Origin of the sequence: Pseudomonas sp. PKS, from assembly GCF_051913525.1 — a bacterium.
GTDB classification, from domain to species: Bacteria; Pseudomonadota; Gammaproteobacteria; order Pseudomonadales; family Pseudomonadaceae; genus Aquipseudomonas; species Aquipseudomonas guariconensis_D.
This window is the reverse complement of sequence record NZ_JBEGDO010000032.1, coordinates 31558-51591: the sequence shown is the minus strand read 5'-3', so window position 1 is coordinate 51591 and position 20034 is coordinate 31558. Positions and strand designations below refer to the sequence as shown.

16 protein-coding genes, 1 tRNA gene and 2 pseudogenes are annotated in these 20034 nt (G+C 62.5%); 7 read left to right on the top strand and 12 right to left on the bottom strand.

Translation table 11 applies throughout. The annotated features are described in order from the left end of the window. Positions 1–610 (bottom strand): cache domain-containing protein (locus ABOA88_RS22755; RefSeq protein ID WP_440127989.1); only part of this gene is annotated, 610 nt, incomplete at its 3' end. 439 nt (positions 611–1049) lie between these two features. Here ABOA88_RS22755 and ABOA88_RS22750 point away from each other — a divergent pair. Beyond that, entirely contained in the window at positions 1050–1541 is a 492-nt protein-coding gene (locus tag ABOA88_RS22750) for a GNAT family N-acetyltransferase (RefSeq protein ID WP_367852158.1), read from the top strand. Between the two features lie 148 nt (positions 1542–1689). Here ABOA88_RS22750 and ABOA88_RS22745 read toward each other — a convergent pair whose 3' ends face one another. The 3 genes from ABOA88_RS22745 to ABOA88_RS22735 form a co-directional block, all read right to left on the bottom strand. Continuing rightward, the gene (locus ABOA88_RS22745) at positions 1690–1881 is read right to left on the bottom strand and encodes a YhfL family protein (protein ID WP_043214725.1); all 192 of its coding nucleotides are present in this window, start codon (positions 1879–1881) and stop codon (positions 1690–1692) included. Between the two features lie 276 nt (positions 1882–2157). Continuing rightward, positions 2158–3168, bottom strand: coding sequence for an Ldh family oxidoreductase (locus ABOA88_RS22740; protein WP_367852157.1), 1011 nt, complete (start codon positions 3166–3168; stop codon positions 2158–2160). Positions 3169–3259: 91 nt separating this feature from the next. Further along, complete coding sequence (locus ABOA88_RS22735; protein WP_367852156.1) at positions 3260–4885, bottom strand: APC family permease; 1626 nt, start codon at positions 4883–4885, stop codon at positions 3260–3262. Between the two features lie 475 nt (positions 4886–5360). On the opposite strand from ABOA88_RS22735, the gene ABOA88_RS22730 reads away from it, so the two are divergent. The 6 genes from ABOA88_RS22730 to ABOA88_RS22705 all read left to right on the top strand — a co-directional run bounded on the left by ABOA88_RS22730 (position 5361) and on the right by ABOA88_RS22705 (position 12058). After that, complete coding sequence (locus ABOA88_RS22730) at positions 5361–6074, top strand: AraC family transcriptional regulator (RefSeq protein ID WP_419183365.1); 714 nt, start codon at positions 5361–5363, stop codon at positions 6072–6074. A 227-nt stretch (positions 6075–6301) separates the two neighbouring features. After that, positions 6302–7234 (top strand): 4-hydroxyproline epimerase, encoded by a 933-nt coding sequence (locus ABOA88_RS22725; RefSeq protein WP_196167443.1) that lies wholly within the window; start codon positions 6302–6304, stop codon positions 7232–7234. A gap of 72 nt (positions 7235–7306) precedes the next feature. Then, positions 7307–8254 (top strand): dihydrodipicolinate synthase family protein, encoded by a 948-nt coding sequence (locus tag ABOA88_RS22720; protein ID WP_367852155.1) that lies wholly within the window; start codon positions 7307–7309, stop codon positions 8252–8254. A 105-nt stretch (positions 8255–8359) separates the two neighbouring features. Next, a complete protein-coding gene (locus ABOA88_RS22715) occupies positions 8360–9937 on the top strand; it encodes an aldehyde dehydrogenase (NADP(+)) (RefSeq protein WP_367852154.1) in 1578 nt (525 codons plus the stop codon). Positions 9938–10032: 95 nt separating this feature from the next. Then, on the top strand, positions 10033–10692 hold the full coding sequence (locus ABOA88_RS22710) for a GntR family transcriptional regulator (RefSeq protein ID WP_043214709.1): 660 nt from the start codon (positions 10033–10035) through the stop codon (positions 10690–10692). Positions 10693–10774: 82 nt separating this feature from the next. Then, positions 10775–12058: an NAD(P)/FAD-dependent oxidoreductase gene (locus ABOA88_RS22705; protein ID WP_367852153.1), complete on the top strand. Its 1284-nt coding sequence runs from the start codon at positions 10775–10777 to the stop codon at positions 12056–12058. A gap of 31 nt (positions 12059–12089) precedes the next feature. On the opposite strand, the gene abaF is transcribed toward ABOA88_RS22705, so the two are convergent. The 8 genes and pseudogenes from abaF to bamC form a co-directional block, all read right to left on the bottom strand. Beyond that, positions 12090–13451, bottom strand: a complete 1362-nt coding sequence (gene abaF / locus ABOA88_RS22700) for a fosfomycin efflux MFS transporter AbaF (RefSeq protein WP_328324845.1) — start codon at positions 13449–13451, stop codon at positions 12090–12092. Positions 13452–13737: 286 nt separating this feature from the next. Further along, complete coding sequence (locus ABOA88_RS22695) at positions 13738–14397, bottom strand: GntR family transcriptional regulator (protein ID WP_070094388.1); 660 nt, start codon at positions 14395–14397, stop codon at positions 13738–13740. A gap of 168 nt (positions 14398–14565) precedes the next feature. After that, a pseudogene (locus ABOA88_RS22690) lies at positions 14566–15561 on the bottom strand (methyl-accepting chemotaxis protein); the annotation flags it as partial. 57 nt (positions 15562–15618) lie between these two features. After that, positions 15619–16974: pseudogene (locus ABOA88_RS22685) on the bottom strand (ShlB/FhaC/HecB family hemolysin secretion/activation protein); the annotation flags it as partial. 248 nt (positions 16975–17222) lie between these two features. Further along, positions 17223–17312 (bottom strand) — tRNA-Ser (locus tag ABOA88_RS22680). 92 nt (positions 17313–17404) lie between these two features. Then, positions 17405–18115, bottom strand: a complete 711-nt coding sequence (purC, locus tag ABOA88_RS22675) for a phosphoribosylaminoimidazolesuccinocarboxamide synthase (protein WP_043213139.1) — start codon at positions 18113–18115, stop codon at positions 17405–17407. A 29-nt stretch (positions 18116–18144) separates the two neighbouring features. After that, positions 18145–18903, bottom strand: coding sequence for an MBL fold metallo-hydrolase (locus tag ABOA88_RS22670; RefSeq protein ID WP_367852151.1), 759 nt, complete (start codon positions 18901–18903; stop codon positions 18145–18147). Further along, positions 18904–20019 carry an outer membrane protein assembly factor BamC gene (bamC, locus tag ABOA88_RS22665; protein WP_196167503.1) on the bottom strand — a complete coding sequence of 372 codons (1116 nt, stop codon included), beginning with the start codon at positions 20017–20019 and terminating at the stop codon, positions 18904–18906. Positions 20020–20034 lie beyond the last annotated feature (15 nt).

Sequence of the window (20034 nt, the reverse complement as noted above, 5' to 3'; positions counted from 1 at the left end):
CGATGACCTGGCCGTTGCGATCGGCGAGGAAGGCGTGGCCGATGCCGCCGAAGTCTACCGAGTTGATGATCTTCACCAAGGTATCCAGGGTCAGGTCACCACCGACCACCCCGAGCAGGGCGCCGTCGGCGCGGCTTTTGACGGGCGAGGCAATGGTGACCATCAGGCCACCGACAGCGCCTTGGTAGGGGGCTGTGATCACCGTATGGCCGGCGCTGGTTGCCGCGTTGTACCACGGCCGTTGGCGCGGGTCGTAGCCGTCGGGCATCTGCGTGTCCGGACGCTGGGTGAACACGCCAGTGGCATGGCCCAGGTAGGTGAAGAGGAAGTTGCTGGTGTAGGACGGTTGTTCGATCAACCCGACCAGGTTCTCGCCGGCGCCCTGCTGGGCGATGTCCTGGGCCAGGTTTTCCAGGATCAGGATGCGTCCGGACATCCAGTTCTGCACGCTGCTGGCGGTCAGGTCGCCCGCCTGTTGCACGGACGACTCGATGTTCTGGCGGATGATGTTGCGCTGCAGGTAGTCGTTGTAGAGGGTAAACAAGGCAAACGCCAATACCACGATGCCACAGGCACTGAGCAGAATCTTATGGCGGAATTTCAGGTTCATGTTCAGAGACCTTGGTGATTTTTCTTTTTTTGAAGGTTGCACGCTCACCCCGCCGTCGCGGGGTTCTACTTATTAGCTATCGGCTGCCCGCGCTCGGTTCTTGAGTACCCCCTGGCGGATTTCCGACCTGCGGCACGCTATGCCTTCGCTCGTCCCCCTGCCTGGCAGATTTCACCCGCTTGCCTGCATCGTCGGGCCTGATCCACAAGATGCCGCACATCGGCCCGCTGGGCGCGGGGCGGTGGTCTTGTGCATCGTTTGGAGGCCATATCGTCATGGAAACCAAGTTCAGTCGGCGGTTGATGCTGTAGCCATCGGCTGGGGCCGATATCGCGCTCATTCAGGTCCAACGCACTGTATGGCCGGTTTCCTGCGGATCTGTCACTAACGCCCGGGATGGACCGGCACTAGCATCAGTCACTCCATCGGAGGGCAGCGCATGAATGAATTCCCCGGCGATATCGATTTCTCGGGCCTGACACCTCGCAGGCTGGAATTGGATGACCACGCGATGATCTGTGAACACCGCGAGCGGATGTTCCTGGAGGCCGGTGGCGATCCTTCGCAACTGCGTGTGATGACCGAACACTTTCGGCCCTGGTTGCTCCCGCGCCTGACCGATGGGCGCTACTACGGATTCGCCTTGATGGACGGGGCAATCAATGCAGCGGCGATCGGCCTGATGAGCATCGAGTGGCCGCCCCACCCTGCCCATCCGAACCAGGATCAACGCGGTTATGTGCTCAATGTATTCGTCGAACCTGCCTACCGGCGGCGGGGGTTGGCGTCGGCCTTGATGCAACTGGCCGAGGCTGAGTTCGTCGCGCGGGGGATCGGCTTTGGGGTATTGCACGCCACGGAAGTGGGTCGGCCGGTATATGAGGCACAGGGGTGGAAGGCCACTGCCGAGATGGCCAAGTCCCTGGCTTAGATAAGGGTACTTTTAGTTTCAGTGACCTGACCGCAATTAATATCATAACGCCATTACTTGTTAGGCTCGGGCAATAAAAAACCCCCTGCTCCATTAAGAGAGGGGGTTCTGATTACACCCAATCGAGGTGTAATCCGTACACCCAAAATTACTGCTGTTGTGGCAGCTTGTCGATCGGGCCGCAACCGCCGATAACTTTGGAAATGGAAACCGATGGGTGGAACAGGTAGTCGTACGAGCAGTTCTTTGGCTGGTTGTAGACTTGGCCGGTGCAGCCGGAGAGCAGGGCGACGCCCGAGATGACAGCAACAGCGGCGGTAGCTTTGATCAGCTTTTTCATTACTAAATCCTTTAATTTATAATTCACCATCGTACTGATGGCGGCGCGATATTAACCACTTCGTCAAAAAAAATAAACGCCGTTTTCATTACGTCAAAGCAAGAAGCGGGAACTTCCGCAGTGCGCCTCGCGCACAGTTATCCAATTGGATTGTTTTCAAATAGCGGACCATGCAAACAGCCACGCAAGTGACGCTCGATTAAAACAAATGTTCGAACGTTACTTGCGCATTGCAACCAGAGCCTCATTGCATTCACGTAAAGCGTGAGACCCACTTCACAACAAGCGACGAATATCCTCAACGACCTGTCGGTTCACCCAGACACCTTCGACCAATGAGCGCTTGCGGGCACTGAAGCGCCGCTGGGAAGGCAAGCGTGCGCCCTGGTCTGTGATGGCGGCGAACAGATGCTCTGCCCGCTGCAACCCGGCCTCGATGTCCTCGCCGAGAAACGCCTTGGGGTCAAACGCCAGCAGCAGTTCGCCATGGCACGGTGTGGCACCGGCGCCGCCATCGAAGGTCATGGACTCAAGGCTGGTCATGTCGCCAATCAGTGCGCCGGCCAGCAGCTCGATCATGGCCGCCAGGGCCGATCCCTTGTGTCCACCGAAAGTCTGCATCGCACCGGCCAGCGCAGCGCTGGCGTCGTTGGTCGGCTGGCCCTCGCTGTCCAGCGCCCAGCCATCGGGGATCGCCTTGCCCTCCCGGGCATGCAGCTCGATATCCCCCCGGGCGATGGCACTGGTGGCAAAGTCGAAGACGAACGGCTCGCCATTCGGACGTGGCCAGGCGAACGCCAACGGGTTGGTGCCGAACACGCCCCGCTTGCCCCCCGCCGGCGCTACCCAACTGTGGCTCGGAGTCATCGCCATGCCGACCAGGCCATGGGCGGCGATGGCCTCGACCTCCGGCCACAATGCAGAGAAGTGGAAGCAGTTGCGAATCACCAGGGCAGCAATGCCCTGCCGGCGGGCCTTTTCCACCAGCACGGGAAGGCCGGTCTGAAAGGCCAGCAATGAGTAGCCCTGGTGGGCATCGACCTTGACGATCGAAGGCCCGTCGTCATGCACCGTCGGCAGCACCGATGGATCGACCTTGCCGGATCGCAGCGAGCGCACGCACACCAGCACCCGGTAAAGGCCATGGGAATGGCACTCGTCGCGTTGACCTTGGGTGATCACCTCGGCTATGGCCTGGGCATGGGCGGTGGACATGCCGTTGGCCAACAGCGCGCTGACGGCCAGTGCGTGGACCTCTTCGAGCGTCATGTGGACCCTGTCATTCATTTGCGGTTACTCCCTGAATGCGACCGCGGCAGCCCTAGGCTGCCGCGGTGCGTGCGTGAAAATGCCAGGCGTGGCGGAGTCAACCTGCGACTCAGCGTGCGTGGGCGGTGGTGAATCCTTTGGCGCTTGGCTGGACGTTCGGTTGTTCTTCCTCTTCATCGGCATCCAGACGCAGCAGGTGTGCCGGCACGCCGGTGCGTGCGCCCCAGTAGTAGATGCCCAGGGAGCACAGGCCAACGACGACGTTGTCCAGCGGATGGGCGAGCACGCCGATGCCACCGAAACTGCCGAGTTTGGAGAACACGATGATCATCGCGTAGAAGCCCACCAGCCACAGCGACGAGTGCACTTGCTGCTTGAGCGACAGGTGTTCGGTGGGCACGAAACGGCCGGCCAACAGATAGACGACGAACATCAGGATCTGCAGGCTCAGCAGCCAGGACACCGTGCTCCAGCCCGACCAGTAGACGATCAACGAAGCGATGATGAACGACACCGGCCCCAGCACGCCCATGGCTTTGACGCGGAACGGGCGCTCCAGGTCGGGTGCGCTGCGGCGCAAGGCGGCGACCGAGACCGGGGCGACCGCGTAGCTCAGCACCAGGGCTGCCGATACCACGTTGATCAGCGCTTCCCAGGATGGGAACGGCAGGGTCCAGAAGATCGACAGGCCGAAGGTCAGCCACAGCGCCGGGCGCGGGATACCGGATTTCTCGTCGATGCGGGTGAACACCTTGAAGAAGGTGCCGGTCCGCGCCCAGCCGTAGATGACCCGTGGCGTGGCGTTCATGTAGATGTTGCCGCAGCCGCTCGGCGAGATCACCGCGTCGGCGACCACCAGATACGCCAGCCAGCCCACGCCCAAGGCGACGGCGATGTCGCGGTAAGGCAGCGAGAATTCCTTGTTGATCAGGCCCCAGCCATTGACCAGCATCTCGGTCGGCACACTGCCCAGGAACGCCACTTGCAACAGCACATAGATGGCCGTGGACAACAGCACCGAGAGAATCAGCGCGATAGGAATGGTCCGTTGCGGATTACGCACTTCGCTGGCCACCGAGATGATTGGCGTCAACCCCAGGTACGCGAAGATGATGCCACCGCCGGAGACGGCCATTTCGATGCCGGACATGCCGAACGGCGCGAAGCCTTGGACCTCGAGGTTTTCCGGACGGAAGAAGCTGTAGAGCACCACGATGACCAGCAGCGGCACGATGAACTTGAACGTGCTGATCAGGTTGTTGGCCTTGGCGAAGGTCTTGACGCTGCGATAGTTGACCACGAAGAACAGGCACAAAAGGGCGAACTGCACCAGCCAGCCGGCCAGGGTCGCGTCATTGGTGCCCGGATGGGTCAGTTGCGGAAACCAGGCTGCGGCGTACTGACGCGAGGCGACCACTTCGATCGCCACCAGGCTCGAGAACGCGATGATGGTGATGAAACCCATCAGATAGCCCAGCAAGGGCCCGTGGGAAAACACCGGGTAGCGCACCACGCCACCGGCGCGCGGCAAGGCGGCGCCCAGTTCGCAGTAGACGATGCCCAGCAGCAGCACGGCGAAACCGCCGATCAACCAGGAGATGATGCCTGCCGGGCCTGCGATGGCCGACACATGGCTGGCGGCGAACAGCCAACCGGAGCCGAAAATGGCCCCCAGGCCGATGAACGTCAAGTCCATCAGCGACAGTTGTTTCTTGAATTTACCTTGGCCTGACATAGCTAAGCCCTTTTTTGTGGATTATTGAAATAGGCAGAAACTGTGTTGCAGATCAGTGTGCTTGGGCGGTGAAGTTGCGGCCTCTCGATTCGAGAATGCGCGCTCAGCGGGTGTCCGGTGAGTGGCGCTCTGTTTTCAGCGATGGGTGACCGAACCCCGTCCCAGAGAGGCGGGTGGTCTATGGCCGCCTGTGGATCGAAGGGTCCGACGAGGTGCCTGGCACGCTCTGTCTTTTTTAGGTTGAACTCATCGCGGCAACGATTGCTTGATGGTTTTCACCAGCCCTGATGACGAATTCTGCACAATTTGCATTCCCGACTTGACGCGGGGGCCAGGCACCGCGGCATCCTGAATGGCAATCACAGCCCCTGTCGAAAGCGCCCCAGGCCGCCTTCGCCCACCCAGGACATGCACCATGCCCGAGCAGCATTTCTCCACCTTCAGCGAAGGCCTCACCGCCCACCGGCCGAAAAACATGAAGGAGCTGATGGCCTGCATCTCGCTGATGCAGCCCATGCTCGACGCCATTCCCAATGCGGTGATCTTCGTCAAAGACGCCCAGGCCCGTTACCTGATGGCCAACCGCACGCTGGTCGAGCGCTGTGGCCTCAAGTCCCTCGCCCCCCTGCTCGGACGCACCAGCGCGCAAGTCTTTCCCGCGCAGCTCGGACCGGGCTACACGGAGCAGGATCGGCGGGTGCTGGAGGGCGCACTGGTGCTGCAGGACCAACTGGAGGTGCACCTGTACGGCAGCCAGGAGCCGGGTTGGTGCCTGACCCACAAGCGGCCGATTCTCAACCGCCGCGGCGAGGTGATGGGGCTGATCGGCATTTCCGTCGACCTGCAGTCGGCGGCCCAGGCTCACCCGGCCTACCAGCGGCTGTCGGCGGTGGACACCTACATCCGCGAGCACTATCACCGCCCGATCACCCTCGACGACCTGACCGAAGTCGCCGGCCTCTCGGTGGCGCAACTGGAGCGGTACTGCAAGCGCATCTTCCACCTCACGCCCCGGCAGATGATCCACAAGGCACGCCTCGAGCAAGCGCACCTGCTGCTGCGCACCGACCTGCCGATCACCGAGATCGCCCTGCGTTGCGGCTACACCGACCACAGCGCGTTCTCCCGCCAGTTCAAGACCATGACTGGCTTCACCCCACGCCAGTACCGCCAGGCAACCCATAGCTGATCATCTCGCAAGACACCTGACAGCACGTCTCTGCGAGAGCCGGTTCACCCCACGAATACGGGGCTGAACCCACCGCCGCACTCACGGGCGAACCCGCTTCCACAGGTATCGATAACCGCCAGGGGAATGCATGAGGGGGTTGATTGTATAAAATCTACATTGTATAAAATCTGCAATCCGCCCATCCCAGCCCTCCGGCTGATGCGTTCAGAGGATTTACAATTTCAATGAAAAGCATCCACGTCATCGACTCCCACACCGGCGGCGAACCCACCCGCCTGGTCATGAGCGGCTTCCCAGCCGTCGCCGGCCAGACCATGAGCCAGAAACGCGACGCGCTGCGTAACGAACATGACCAATGGCGCCGGGCAACCCTGCTCGAACCACGCGGCAATGATGTGCTGGTCGGCGCCCTTTACTGCGAACCCGTCTCGCCGGACGCCACCTGCGGTGTGATCTTCTTCAACAACACCGGCTATCTGGGCATGTGTGGCCACGGCACCATCGGCCTGGTCGCCTCGCTGCATCACCTGGGGATGATCGAACCAGGCGAGCACAAGATCGACACCCCCGTCGGCCCGGTCAACGCCACCCTGCACGCCGATGGCGCCGTCACCGTGCGCAACGTGCCTGCCTACCGCTACCGCCATGATGTGCCGGTCCAGGTGCCTGGCTATGGCGAAGTGCGCGGCGACATCGCCTGGGGCGGCAACTGGTTCTTCCTGGTGTCCGACCACGGCCAGGTACTGGAACTGGCCAACGTCGAAGCGCTGACCGCCTACACCTGGGCGATCCTCCAGGCACTGGAGGCCAGCGGCATCTTCGGCGAGGACGGTGGCGTGATCGATCACGTCGAACTGTTTGCCGCCGACCCGCAGGCCGACAGCCGCAACTTCGTCATGTGCCCCGGCAAGGCCTATGACCGTTCTCCCTGCGGCACCGGCACCAGCGCCAAGCTCGCGTGCCTGGCCGCCGACGGCAAGCTCGCCCCCGGCCAGACCTGGGTCCAGGCCAGCATTACCGGCAGCCGATTCGAAGGCCGTTATGAACAGGAAGGCGAGCGCATCCGCCCTTCCATCACCGGCCGCGCCCATGTCACCGCCGACAGCCAACTGCTGATCGACGAGCAGGACCCCTTCGCCTGGGGTATCTGCCAGTAACCCGCACGCGCGTCGCCTGCGATGCGCGCCTCCTTCACGACCGACCTGAATGAATGCTTCAAGGAGCCCACAATGACTGACAACATCTTCACTGGCTGCATTCCTGCCCTGATGACCCCCTGCACCCCGGACCGCAAGCCAGACTTCGACGCGCTGGTGAAAAAGGGCCGCGAGCTGATCGATATCGGCATGAGCGCCGTGGTGTACTGCGGCTCGATGGGTGACTGGCCGCTGCTGACCGAAGCCGAGCGCCAGGAAGGCGTGGCCCGCCTGGTCGCCGCCGGTATCCCGACCATCGTCGGCACCGGCGCGGTCAACTCCCGTGAAGCCGTCTCCCATGCCGCTCACGCCGCCAAGGTCGGCGCCCACGGCCTGATGGTCATCCCACGCGTGCTGTCCCGTGGCTCGTCCATCCCGGCCCAGAAGGAACACTTCAAGGCCATCCTGAACGCGGCGCCGAACCTGCCGGCGGTGATCTACAACAGCCCCCACTACGGCTTCGCCACCCGCGCCGACCTGTTCTTCGAACTGCGCCGCGAACACCCGAACCTGATCGGCTTCAAAGAGTTCGGTGGCGCGGCCGCCATGAGCTATGCCGCCGAATTCATCACCTCCAAGGATGAAGAAGTCACCCTGATGGCAGGCGTCGACACCCAGGTCTTCCACGGCTTCGTCAAGTGCAACGCCACCGGCGCCATCACCGGCATCGGCAACGCCCTGCCACGTGAAGTACTGCTGCTGATCAAGCTGTGCAAGGAAGCGGCCATCGGTGATGCCAAGGCTCGTCGCCTGGCCCTGGAGCTCGAAGGCGCGCTGGCGATCCTGTCGTCCTTCGACGAAGGCGTCGACCTGGTGCTGTACTACAAGCACCTGATGGTCCTGAACGGCGACAAGGAATACACCCTGCACTTCAACGCCACCGATGTGCTGAGCGACAGCCAGCGCCGCTACGCGGAAAACCAGTACGCCCAGTTCCGCCGCTGGTACGCCAGCTGGTCGGTCGAAAACAACCTGGTCTGATCCCGCCCCGCTTGACCTCCCCGAGGCGGCGCGACCCTTTGGCGCGCCGTCCTCTTCTTCCCGCCCGGCGCGGGAATCCGTCTTTCCCGACCTCAGGAGAGCCCCATGAGTCTTTCAGGTAACCTGCTGATCGGCCAACGCGCCATCGCCGGTACGCAAGCCCCGGTCTTCGCCATCAACCCCGCCACCAACGCGCAGCTCGAACCAGCCTATCCAGGCGGCAGCCGTGAGCATGTCGAGCTCGCGTGCAGCCTGGCCTGGGAAGCCTTCGACCGTTATCGCGAAACCTCGCTGCAGGCGCGTGCCGCCTTCCTCGAGCGCATCGCCCAGAACATCGAAGCCCTCGGCGACACGCTGGTCCAGCGCGCCGTGGCTGAAAGCGGGCTGCCGCAAGCACGCATCCAGGGCGAAATCGGTCGCACCTGCTTCCAACTGCGTACCTTCGCCCGCACCGTCCGTGCCGGCGAATGGCTCGACGTGCGTGTGGACGAAGCGCTGCCTGAGCGCCAGCCACTGCCGCGTCCGGACTTGCGCCAGCGTCATGTCGCCCTAGGCCCTGTGGCGGTGTTCGGCGCCAGCAACTTCCCCCTGGCCTTCTCGGTGGCCGGTGGTGATACCGCCTCGGCCTTCGCCGCCGGCTGCCCGGTGATCGTCAAGGCCCACAGTGCCCACCCGGGCACCAGCGAACTGGTTGGCCGCGCCATCCAGCAGGCCGTTCAGGATTGCGAACTGCCCGAAGGGGTGTTCTCGCTGCTGTATGGCTCCGGTACCGAAATCGGCATTGGCCTGGTCAATGACCCACGCATCAAGGCCGTCGGCTTCACCGGCTCGCGCAGCGGTGGCGTTGCCCTGACACTGGCCGCCCAGGCACGCCGCGAGCCCATCCCGGTGTATGCCGAAATGAGCTCGATCAACCCGGTGTTCCTGTTCGAGTCGGCACTGGTCAACCGTGGCACCGCGCTGGCCGAAGGCTTCGTCGCCTCCCTCAACCAGGGCGCCGGCCAGTTCTGCACCAATCCGGGCCTGGTGATCGCGGTGAAGAGTCCTGCCCTGGACGACTTCATCGCCACCGCCAGCACTGCCATCGCCAAGAGCCCAACCCAGACCATGCTCACGCCCGGCATCTACAAGGCCTACAGCACAGGCGTCCAAGCCCTGGCAGCCAATGCCAATGCACGCCTGCAAGCCAAAGGCGCCGAGAGCGAAGGCCACAACCAGTGCCAATCGCACCTGTTCGTGACCACTGCCCACGACTTCATGCGTGACCACACGCTGCAGGCCGAGGTGTTCGGCTCGTCTTCGCTGATCGTCGAGTGCGACGAGCTGGCCCAAGCCAAGCAAGTGGCCGAGCAACTCGAAGGCCAGCTTACGGCCACCGTGCACATGGACGATGCCGATACCGACGCGGTTGCCACGCTACTGCCAACCCTGGAGCGCAAGGCCGGACGCATCCTGATCAATGGCTGGCCGACGGGTGTTGAAGTGTGCGATGCGATGGTCCACGGCGGCCCGTTCCCGGCCACCTCCGATGCCCGCAGCACCTCGGTGGGCACCGCGGCGATCCTGCGTTTCCTGCGTCCGGTGTGCTACCAGAACTTCCCCGACAGCCTTCTGCCAACGGCGATCAAGCAGGGTAACCCGCTGAACCTCAGCCGCTTGGTCAACGGCCAGCGGGTAAGCTGACCGGCAATGGCGCATCCACCTACAGCACGTCGGTGGATGCGGTTTTGCCCTTTGCATACAATATGCAAATTCCAATCGGGTTCTCGAACAGTACTATGGCTAGCTTCAAGACACGTGCCCAGCACGTTGCGGACGATCTTCGCAAACGCATCCTCAGCGGTGAGTTCAAAGGCGCCACCCAATTGCGCCAGGACGCGCTCGCACGGGACTACGACGTCAGCCGGATCCCCGTGCGCGAGGCGCTGTTGACCCTCGAGGCCGAAGGGCTGGTGCAGTTCCATCCGCATCGGGGTGCATTCACCACCGAACTCTCCACCGCCACCATCCGCGAACTCTTCGACCTGCGCGTATTGCTCGAATGCCGGGCCCTGGCGCAGGCCATCCCGAAACTGACTCCAAGCGAACTCGACCGGGCCGAGCGCCTGCTGGACCAATACGACGCCGCACTGGATTCAGGCAGCGACATCGACAACTGGAGCGAGCTGAACTTCGCCTTCCACACCGCCTTGTACTCGCCAGCCCAGCTGCCGGAAACCCTGGCGATGATTACGCACCTCAATACCAAGTGCGATCGCTATATCCGCATGCAATTGCTCTACACGCGGGAAATCCAGAAAGCCGAAAAAGAACACCGCGAACTGCTGGAACATGCCCGCAACAAAGACATCGAGGCGGCCTGCCGCCTGTTGGACCGCCACATCCGCGAAGCCTGCGAGGGCATCGTCGCGGTCCTGGAAAACAGCCTGAATCACTGACCCCCTGCCCTGAGCTTCTTCGCCAGGGCGCGGTCTGAATACAACAATTGTATAAAATCTACGATCACCGAGGTTTGAGCAGATGCTTCCAGACGAACTTCACCGCAACGGTCACGAGGTCTATGACATCGCCGTGGTCGGCGCCGGCATCGTAGGCGTGGCCTGCGCCCTGGCCTTGTCACGCCAGGGCCATCGGGTGCTGGTGCTCGACCGGGATGAGCCGGGCCAGGGGGCATCCTTTGGCAATGCCGGTCATCTGGCCACCGAACAGGTCTTCCCCATCGCTGACGTGTCCATCCTCAAGCGCTTGCCGGCCATGCTGCTGGACCCGATGGGCCCGCTGCGCCTGGACTGGCGTTATCTGCCCAAGGCCCTGCCTTGGTTCACCCGCCTGCTGCTGAACCTGCGCCAACGCCCCTACCGCAACAGCGTCGCCGCCCTGCGCGCACTCAACGAGGCGAGCCTGGATGCCTGGCGCCGCCTGCTGGCCTCCACCGGCAACACGCAGTTGCTCAAGGAAGACGGCTCCCTGCTGGTCTTTGAACGCCCTGAATCGCGCACGGCGATCGACGCGCTCAAGCAGAAGATGCAGGCTCAGGGCGTGCCCGTCGATTTCTGGGACGCCAACGCCGTGCGAAATGTGGCGCCGCAGTTGTCCGAATCGATCCAGGGTGCACTGTTTTTCCCCGCGACCGGTCATTTCATCGACCCTCACCAAGTGGTGAAGGCGCTGGTGCAAGCGGCTCAGGACAATGGCGTTCACTTCGCCCGCCAGCGCGTCGAGGGTGGCCGGGTGCACGCCGATGGCGTTGTGCTGCGCACCGACAAGGGCGAGGTCAACGCCCGAAAAGCATTGATTGCCTGCGGTGCCCACTCCGCCAAGCTGACCCAGAAACTTACCGGCAAGGCCGTTCCGCTGGACACCGAACGCGGCTACCACCTGATGCTGCCCAACGAGCATGATCGCTTGCCCTTGGCAGTCACTTCCCTGGAGCGCCGCTTCATCATGACGCCCATGCAAGGCGGCCTGCGCCTGGCCGGCACCGTGGAATTCGCAGGGCTGGAGCGAGCGCCGAACATGCGGCGTGCTTGGCAGCTGCATCGGCTGACCGAGGGGCTGTTCAAGAACGCGCTGAACATAGAAGCGGCGAGCACCTGGATGGGCTTTCGTCCGTCCCTGCCGGACTCGCTGCCGGTGATCGACCAAGCCTGCGACGGCAAGGTTTTGCTCGCCTTCGGTCACCAGCACCTGGGGCTCACCCAGGCGGCGACCACTGCCGAACTGGTTGCCTCCATGACGGGATCGGTGCCCGCTGGTGCTGGGCAGTTGCCTGCGCTTGCACCTTACCGTTTGGATCGGTTCTGAAGTCGGGGGCTGCTTTGCAGCCCCCAGCGTCTCAGCGCTTGGCCAACTCCTCGTCCACCGCCCGCAACGACTTTCCCCGGGTCTCGCGGGTCGCAGCCACCGCGACGATCGAGATCAGCGCAGCCCCCACCAGATACCAAGCAATCGGCGTCGAGCTGTTGTACTCCTTGAGCAAGGTCACCGCGATCAGCGGCGCCAGCGAACCCGCCAGGATCGGTGCGACCTGGTAGCACAGCGAAAGCGCCGTGTAGCGGACATGGGTCGGGAACAACTCCGCCATCAGCGCTGAGTAAGGCGCGTAAGTCATGGACTCGATGGCCAGGCCCAAGGTGATCGCGGCCATGATCAGCCACTCATTGCCAGTGTCCATCATCGGGAAGCCGACAAAGCCCCAGAACCCGGTCAGCACCGCCCCGACCAGGTACACCGGCTTGCGCCCGATGATGTCCGACAGGTACCCCATGGCCGGAATCATGAAGAAATGCAGCAGGTGCGCGCCGAACATCAGCAGCAAAATCTGCGAGGTGTCCTTGTGCACCACGAGCTTGAGGTAGGTAATGGAGAAGGTCACCACGGTGTAATAAAGAATGTTCTCGGCAAACCGCGCGCCGATGCCGATCAGCACCGCACGCCAGTGCTTGGACAACACCTCCACCACGCCCAATTGCGTCTGCGCCACTTTCTGTTGGCGCGCCTGCGCCTCCTTGAAGATCGGCGCATCATCCACCCGCTTGCGGATCCAATAGCCGATCAGAACCACGACCGCGGAGAACCAGAACGCCACGCGCCAGCCCCAATCGAGGAACTGCGCCTCCGAGAGGCTCGAAGACAGGATCAGCAGGATGACCGTGGCAATCAGGTTACCGGCCGGAACCCCCGCCTGGGGCCAACTGGCCCAATACCCCCGACGGTTGTCCGGGCTGTGCTCGGACACCAACAGCACCGCGCCTCCCCACTCGCCCCCGAAGGCAAAGCCCTGGATCAGTCGCAGCAACACCAACAGCACCGGGGCGGCATAGCCGATCTTTTCGAAGGTGGGCAGGCAGCCCATCAGGAAGGTCGTGATGCCCACCACCACCAAGCTGATCTGCAGCAGGTGCTTGCGTCCCAGCTTGTCGCCATAGTGGCCGAACACCAATCCACCCAAAGGCCGCGCCAGAAAGCCCACGGCATACAGTGCGAAGGCCGCGATGATGCCATCCATCGCGCTGCCGGTCTGACGGAAGAACAACTGCCCAAAGACCAGAGCCGAGGCCGTGCCATAAAGGAAGAATTCGTACCACTCCGCCACAGCGCCGGCCATGGCGGCAGCCACCACTCGTTTGATACCGGCGGGCGCATGGTCCGCCGTACGGTCAAGCGTTTTGGATGCCACAGAGGTCGTAGAGGTCATCGATGTTCCGCTCCGTTGATCGTTCGTCCTCGGCGTCCGGCCCCAATGTCCGGGGGATGGATCGCCCGCTTTTGTTATATCGTATTTCGTATACGATTTTATCCGAGCAAGAATGGGGCCAGCACTTCGCCCGGCTTCAGGCAAAGCGGCGCAGGGCGCGCTGCTACAGGGCTATCGGGTAAAACGGGACATGGCGCACAGGGCCGGGCGGCCCCGAGGGACTGTTACGGGAGGAAGCAATATGGCAGGCGATGCCACAGAAGGGATCACCCTCACCGCCGGTCGCTCAGCGATGGGGCAAGTGCTCGTAAAGGCTCTGGCAGACGCCGTTGATGTGCGCCTCGATCAGCTGTGCGGCCAGGTCGGCATCGCGGTTTCGGCAGGCGGCGACGATGTCCCGGTGTTCGTGATCGGCGCGCTCCTTGCCGGCTGACAAGCTCATCTGCATGCGCAGGTAGCGCTCGACCTTGTCGTGAATCGAGCGGATCAAGCCCACCAAAAATGGCCTTTGCGCGGGCTCATAAAGACATGCATGCAGCGCCCAGTTCAGTTCGGCCCAGCGGCCAATGTCATCCTCGCCAATGAACTCGGCGCAAATCCCTTCCGCTTTCTGGAACGTCTCTTCGGTCATATTCGGCACCGCCAGGCGGATGGCCTTGACCTCCAGCAGCACACGCACTTCGAACATCTGGGCCAGTTCAGGCTCGGAAATTTTGGTCACCAGGGCGCCACGGTTGCGGTGAAAATCCACCAACCCTTCCGCTTCAAGGCGCTTGAGCGCTTCACGCACCGGGATCTTGCTCACGTTGAACGCCTGGGCGATGTCGTCCTGACGCACCGGCTCGCCTTCGGCCAGATGCCCGGAAATGATCGCTTCACGCAGGTGCTCGGCGATGATTTCAGAGGTCGAGGGTGTGACACCCAGATTGGGGGCTTTGCGGGGCAGGATCGGCACGGCGGCATCCAGAGGCAATACGGTGTGGATATCTTATACGATACGCGGCACGACCGGCGCCAACCCAGTGCCGCCGCCACCTCCATTTGATGCAAAGCCCCTGAGGCACGCGCTTCAGGGGCTTGATCCAACGACGGCGAACGCCGATTCACCCACAGGTCAAAGCTTGAATTTGCCCACCAGCAGCTGCAGTTCACCGCCCAACTGCGCCAGCTTGACGCTGGAAGCGGCGGTTTCCTCGCTGGCCGCGGCAGTCTGCTCGGACACCTCGCGCACATTGAGCACGCTGCGGTTGATTTCCTCGGCCACAGCGCTCTGCTGCTCCGAAGCCGTCGCGATCTGCAGGTTCATCGATTCGATGGTCGCCACCGAACGGCTGATGTTCAGCAGCGAAGTGCCGGCACGACGGGTCAGTTCGACACTGTTGCTGGTCAGTGCGCGGCTGCGCTCGAGGATATCGCCGACCTGCTGCGTACCACGGTGCAGACCACTGATCAACTCTTCGATCTCTTCGGTGGAGCTCTGGGTCCGCTGTGCCAGGCTGCGCACCTCATCGGCCACCACCGCGAAGCCGCGACCGGCCTCCCCCGCCCGCGCCGCCTCGATGGCAGCGTTCAACGCCAGCAAGTTGGTCTGCTGGGCGACCGACTTGATCACGTCCAGCACCGTGCCGATCTTGTCGCTTTCGCGCTTGAGCCCGGCCATCGCCTCGGTCGAATGCCCCACCTCGACGTCCAGGTGCGTGATCTGCTCGATGGCCTGATTCACCACCGTATCGCTTTCCCGCGCCTCATGGCCGGCATTGACCGCCGCAGTGGAGGCCTCCTCGGCACTGCGCGCGACATCCTGCACGGTCGAGGCCATCTGGTTCATGGCGGTGGCGACCTGGTCCGTCTCGACCTTCTGGCTGCTCACCCCCGTGCTGGTCTGCTCAGTGACCGCCGACAGCTCTTCGGCGGCGCTGGCGATCTGCACCACGCCGTCACGCAGCCCGCCGATCAGATCGCGCAGGTTCACTGTCATGCGCTGCATGCTGGCCTGCAGTTCGCCCAGCTCATCACGTCTGGACACCGGAACGTCCTGGCTCAAATCACCATTGGCCACCCGCTCGGCGCTTTGCAGCGCTTCTTTCAACGGCAGCACGATCAAACGCGTGTCGCCGGACAGCGACTGGTCCTTGAACCCCCGAATCGAAGCCAGGCCCCCCAGGCTGATACGTTGCGAGCTGAACAGCACATCCTCGCTGCGCTGGCCGTTGGCCAGGCTACTGAAGCTCAGGCGCTCGCCAAGGAGCTCGAAGCCTTGGATGAAGCTGAGGGTCGCGCTGTATTTGCGATAACGCGCCACTGGCTCGCCGGGCCGCGGATGACCATTCTCCTGGGCATCGAAAACACCGATGCCCTGCTGAATACCAAGATCGAGGTTGACGAAAGCCCTACCCAGGCGGCGGCCATGGTTGATGCCGAACTGCGCCTCGCTGAGGCGATTGCTGCTAGCGTCCAGACGGGTATCTTCGATGTAGTTGTTGGTACGCAGGTGGGCGATCCCGACGTTCAAAGCGGTCTTGCTGACTGCGTCGCGGTGCACCACGCGCTCGGCGCGCAGTTGGTGGTTCTGGTTGTCACCGGTCTGCTTGAAGGCAAAGCTGTTGGCCCGTGCTGTTGAGCGATATTCGTTTTCGCTGTAGCTGTAGCTGAAGTTCCACCACCCCCACGGCAGGTTGTAGTACAGCACGCGGTTGTTCGAACCTTGCGTGTGATCGCTGACCACATCATGGCCCCCACGCAACACCAATTGGTCAGCCAGCCCCAGCGGGCTGTCCCATTCAAACCCCACATTGACTTGCTGCTCGCCCGTGCTGCGCTGGCCTTCGTTGTTGCGCGACAGCGAGGCACGCCAAGGCTTTTGCGGTGTATTGCGTACCAACACGCGACTACCACCGACCGCCTCGCCTGGGGAGAGCTCCATCTGCGCCTGGTTCGACGGCAAACGATTGAGCTGGTCGACCATCTGCTCGATCTCACGCAGATTAAGCAACTGGCCCGCCGAACCGGGAAAGGCCATGGCCACCTCACGCTCGGACAGGCCACTATTGTCGTCGGGGCGAAAACTTTCCAGACGCCCTTCCACGACCATCACCTGCAAATGGCCTGACGAAAGATCCTGTTGCGGCAAGTACGCACGACTGGTGACCAAGCCACGCGCCAAGTACAGGTCGGTGATAGCTTTGAGCAAAGCGTTTAGCTGGGACACGCCCAGGCATTGGCCGATGAAAGGCTTGAGCAGTGCCTGACGGTCACTGGCCGACAGGCTGTCGGCGCCTTTGAGTTCGATGGTACGGATGTCGAAACAGCGCACGTCTTCCGGCCGCTGAGAGGGTACGGGCTGAGCGGCACCACCGGGCAAAGAACGCAGCTCCTCGAGTCGACGCTGTTGTTCTTCGAGGAGGCGGTTCTGCCGTTCACGAATCAAATCCTGGTCGCCCGGCGAAGCCCACACGGAGCTGACGACACTGCCAAACACGACGCACAAGACAAACCCTTGCGCGGTAAGCTGACCGCACTTCATTGACGCTTCCCTGAGTCATAGAAAATCGGGGAGCGATGTTATTTAGGCGTCACATTAGCGTCAATTTAACACCGCCCTTTTGGCGGTAAGACGGTTCTGAAATTCGGATAAGCGGCTACAACGCACCAAGAGCTGGTAGGGATAGATACGGAGCTGCATCCTCACAGCTTCGAAGCAGAGCCATGCCAAGCACTCGACCGCGAATGCAAAAAGCCCCTGAAACTCTCGTTTCAGGGGCTTTTCATGTATGGCGGAGAGATAGGGATTTGAACCCTAGGTACCCGCGAAGGTACAACGGATTTCGAATCCGTCCCGTTCGACCACTCCGGCATCTCTCCAGTGGCGCGCATCATACCAGCGATTTCGCGAAAGGCAAACCCTTCTTTGAAAAAAATCCGCGTGGTATCAGGCGCTTGCGTGAACGTGTCGCTTAGAGCGGCACGCCCAGACGCTTGGCTACTTCCTCATAGGCTTCGATGACATCACCGAGGCCCTGACGGAAGCGGTCCTTATCCATTTTCTTGCGGGTTTCCTTGTCCCACAGGCGGCAGCCGTCCGGGCTGAACTCGTCGCCCAAGACGATCTGGCCGTGGAAGACACCGAACTCCAGCTTGAAGTCCACCAGCAGCAGGCCAGCGTCATCGAACAGCTTGCTCAGCACTTCGTTGACCTTCAGCGACAGCTGCTTCATGGTCGCCAGCTGCTCGGCGGTGCCCCAGCCGAAGGCGACGACGTGGGATTCGTTGATGAAGGGGTCGCCCTTCTCGTCGTTCTTCAGGAACAGTTCGAAAGTCGACGGCTCCAGCTTGATGCCTTCCTCCACGCCCAGGCGCTTGACCAGGCTACCGGCGGCATAGTTACGCACCACGCATTCGACCGGGATCATGTCCAGCTTCTTGACCAGGCACTCGTTGTCGCCGAGCAGCTTGTCGAACTGGGTCGGAATGCCGGCTTCTTCCAGCTTCTGCATGATGAAGGCGTTGAACTTGTTGTTCACCATGCCTTTACGATCGAGCTGTTCGATACGCTTGCCGTCGAACGCCGAAGTGTCGTTACGGAATAGCAGGATCAAGCGGTCGGCATCGTCGGTCTTGTAAACCGATTTGGCCTTGCCGCGGTAGAGTTCTTCGCGTTTTTCCATGATGGGCTCCGCTTGCTTGAGTGGGTGGGCTAGGCGATTTCGCGCCAGTCGAGCCCATGTTCCTGATTCGCCACCTGGAGCCAGTCTGGGTCGCACCCTAAGGTGTCGACGAAGCACTGGCGGGCCAGTTGTGGCCGGTTATTCTTGCTGCTGAGGTGGGCCAGCACCAGGTGCTGCAGGTGTTTCCAGCCCAGCTCGGCCACCAGGCTCGCGGCCTGGTGGTTGTTCAAATGTCCCTGGCTGCCGCCGACCCTGAGCTTCAGGAAGTGCGGGTAGTGCCCGCGCGCCAACATGTCACGACAGTGGTTGGCTTCGATCAGCAGGGCGTCCAGGCCTTGGTAGCGCTCCAACAGATGCATGTCGTAGGAACCAAGGTCCGTGAGCATGCCGAAACGTCGACGCCCATCACTGACCACATACTGCAACGGCTCGAGCGCGTCATGTTCGACCCGCGCCGCGCTCACTTCCAAAGCGCCGATACGCAGGCTGTCGCCACACCGGAGCAGACCACTGGCCTCCACCGGCTTACGCATGCCACGCAGGGTCCCCTCGCTGAGATAGACCGGTACATTGTAGCGCCGAGCCAACAACCCCACCCCATGCACATGGTCGGCATGTTCGTGGGTCACCAGCACGGCGCTCAGTTGTGCCGCGGACACCCCGAGCAACGCCAGGCGCCGCTCGGTCTCTCGCAGAGAAAAGCCGCAGTCGACCAGGATGAATGTGTTACCACTGGCGATCAGCGTGCCGTTTCCCTGGCTACCGCTTCCAAGTACCGCGAAACGCACTTAGCCCAGGTGGTCCTGAATCATGCTCAGCACGCGGCGAGCCACATCGGCCGGTGCCACAGTGTTGATGTTCTTCTCGACAGTGACCTGCACGCTTTCGCCGACCTTGCTCAGACGGACCTGATAACGCTCGGCGCGGGCCTCACGCTCTTCCTTGCTCGGCTCGCTGCCGAACAGGCGACCGAAGAAGCCAGGCTGGTCTTGCTTGTCGTCGGGTTTCTCGGACAGGTTGATGTAGTACAGACCCAGGCTGCGGTTGATGTCCTCGACACGCCATTCGCCCTGCTCCAGGGCGCGGCCCACGCTGGACCAGGCGCGATCCAGGTCGGCACCCAGATAAAGTACCGGGTTGCCGCTGCCGTCTTCGGCCAGGCTGACGCGGCTTGGCGCGTCGAAGTCGCGGGCGGCGAGCAGCGAGACCGAACCGCCCTTCTCGGCGCTACGGTTCATACTGGCTAGCATTTCGTCGACCAACAGGGCGTCAGCGCCGGTGTTGGTGGAGCTGGACGGGAAATCAGGCTCGGCGGTGCTGCCGGCCGGACGCTCGACGCTGACGACGTACACCTCGGAGGTGTTGCGCTGCACGCCTGGCTCCATACGCACACGGACACGCACTTCGCTATCCGGACTGCTGGCAGAGCTGGCAAGACGTTGCCCCAGGGACGCGGAGAGTTCGTCGAAACGCTGCCAGGTGGTGTTGAACTCACCAGTCTGCGGACGCTCCTCGGCAATGCGGAAACCGTTGTCCTCGAAGAACTGACGCGCGACCGGCCAGACTTCCGCCGGGGAACGCTGGGCCAGCACCCAACGGCTGCTGCCGCTGCGCTGCAGGGAGAAATCGCTTGCCTCGGCCGTAGCGGTCAGCGGCTGTGGACGGGGCACCTCGAACTCGCCCGTGGCACGGTCGTCGGCGACGTTACGTGGGATCGGCAGCAGCGGATCCAGGCGCTTGGGGTTGCTGGCGTCCGGCGGCAACTGCATCGGCGCAGTCGGGTGCGCCTGCAGGTAATCGCTGCCGCGGTCGCGGAAATAGCCATCCTCGCCCCACAGCCAGCCGCAACCGCTGGTGCTGGAAATGATCAGGGCAAGGGTGGAGAGACCAGCCAGTCGCTTCATGCGGGGTACTTCCTC

Coding starts and splice junctions, on each gene's coding strand:
- ABOA88_RS22730 (WP_419183365.1), top strand. CDS start 5,361: ATGAAGGAGCTGATGGCCTGCATCTCGCTGATGCAGCCCATGCTCGAC.
- ABOA88_RS22735 (WP_367852156.1), bottom strand. CDS start 4,885: ATGTCAGGCCAAGGTAAATTCAAGAAACAACTGTCGCTGATGGACTTG.
- ABOA88_RS22725 (WP_196167443.1), top strand. CDS start 6,302: ATGAAAAGCATCCACGTCATCGACTCCCACACCGGCGGCGAACCCACC.
- ABOA88_RS22750 (WP_367852158.1), top strand. CDS start 1,050: ATGAATGAATTCCCCGGCGATATCGATTTCTCGGGCCTGACACCTCGC.
- ABOA88_RS22715 (WP_367852154.1), top strand. CDS start 8,360: ATGAGTCTTTCAGGTAACCTGCTGATCGGCCAACGCGCCATCGCCGGT.
- abaF (WP_328324845.1), bottom strand. CDS start 13,451: ATGACCTCTACGACCTCTGTGGCATCCAAAACGCTTGACCGTACGGCG.
- ABOA88_RS22720 (WP_367852155.1), top strand. CDS start 7,307: ATGACTGACAACATCTTCACTGGCTGCATTCCTGCCCTGATGACCCCC.
- purC (WP_043213139.1), bottom strand. CDS start 18,115: ATGGAAAAACGCGAAGAACTCTACCGCGGCAAGGCCAAATCGGTTTAC.
- bamC (WP_196167503.1), bottom strand. CDS start 20,019: ATGAAGCGACTGGCTGGTCTCTCCACCCTTGCCCTGATCATTTCCAGC.
- ABOA88_RS22740 (WP_367852157.1), bottom strand. CDS start 3,168: ATGAATGACAGGGTCCACATGACGCTCGAAGAGGTCCACGCACTGGCC.
- ABOA88_RS22710 (WP_043214709.1), top strand. CDS start 10,033: ATGGCTAGCTTCAAGACACGTGCCCAGCACGTTGCGGACGATCTTCGC.
- ABOA88_RS22745 (WP_043214725.1), bottom strand. CDS start 1,881: ATGAAAAAGCTGATCAAAGCTACCGCCGCTGTTGCTGTCATCTCGGGC.
- ABOA88_RS22705 (WP_367852153.1), top strand. CDS start 10,775: ATGCTTCCAGACGAACTTCACCGCAACGGTCACGAGGTCTATGACATC.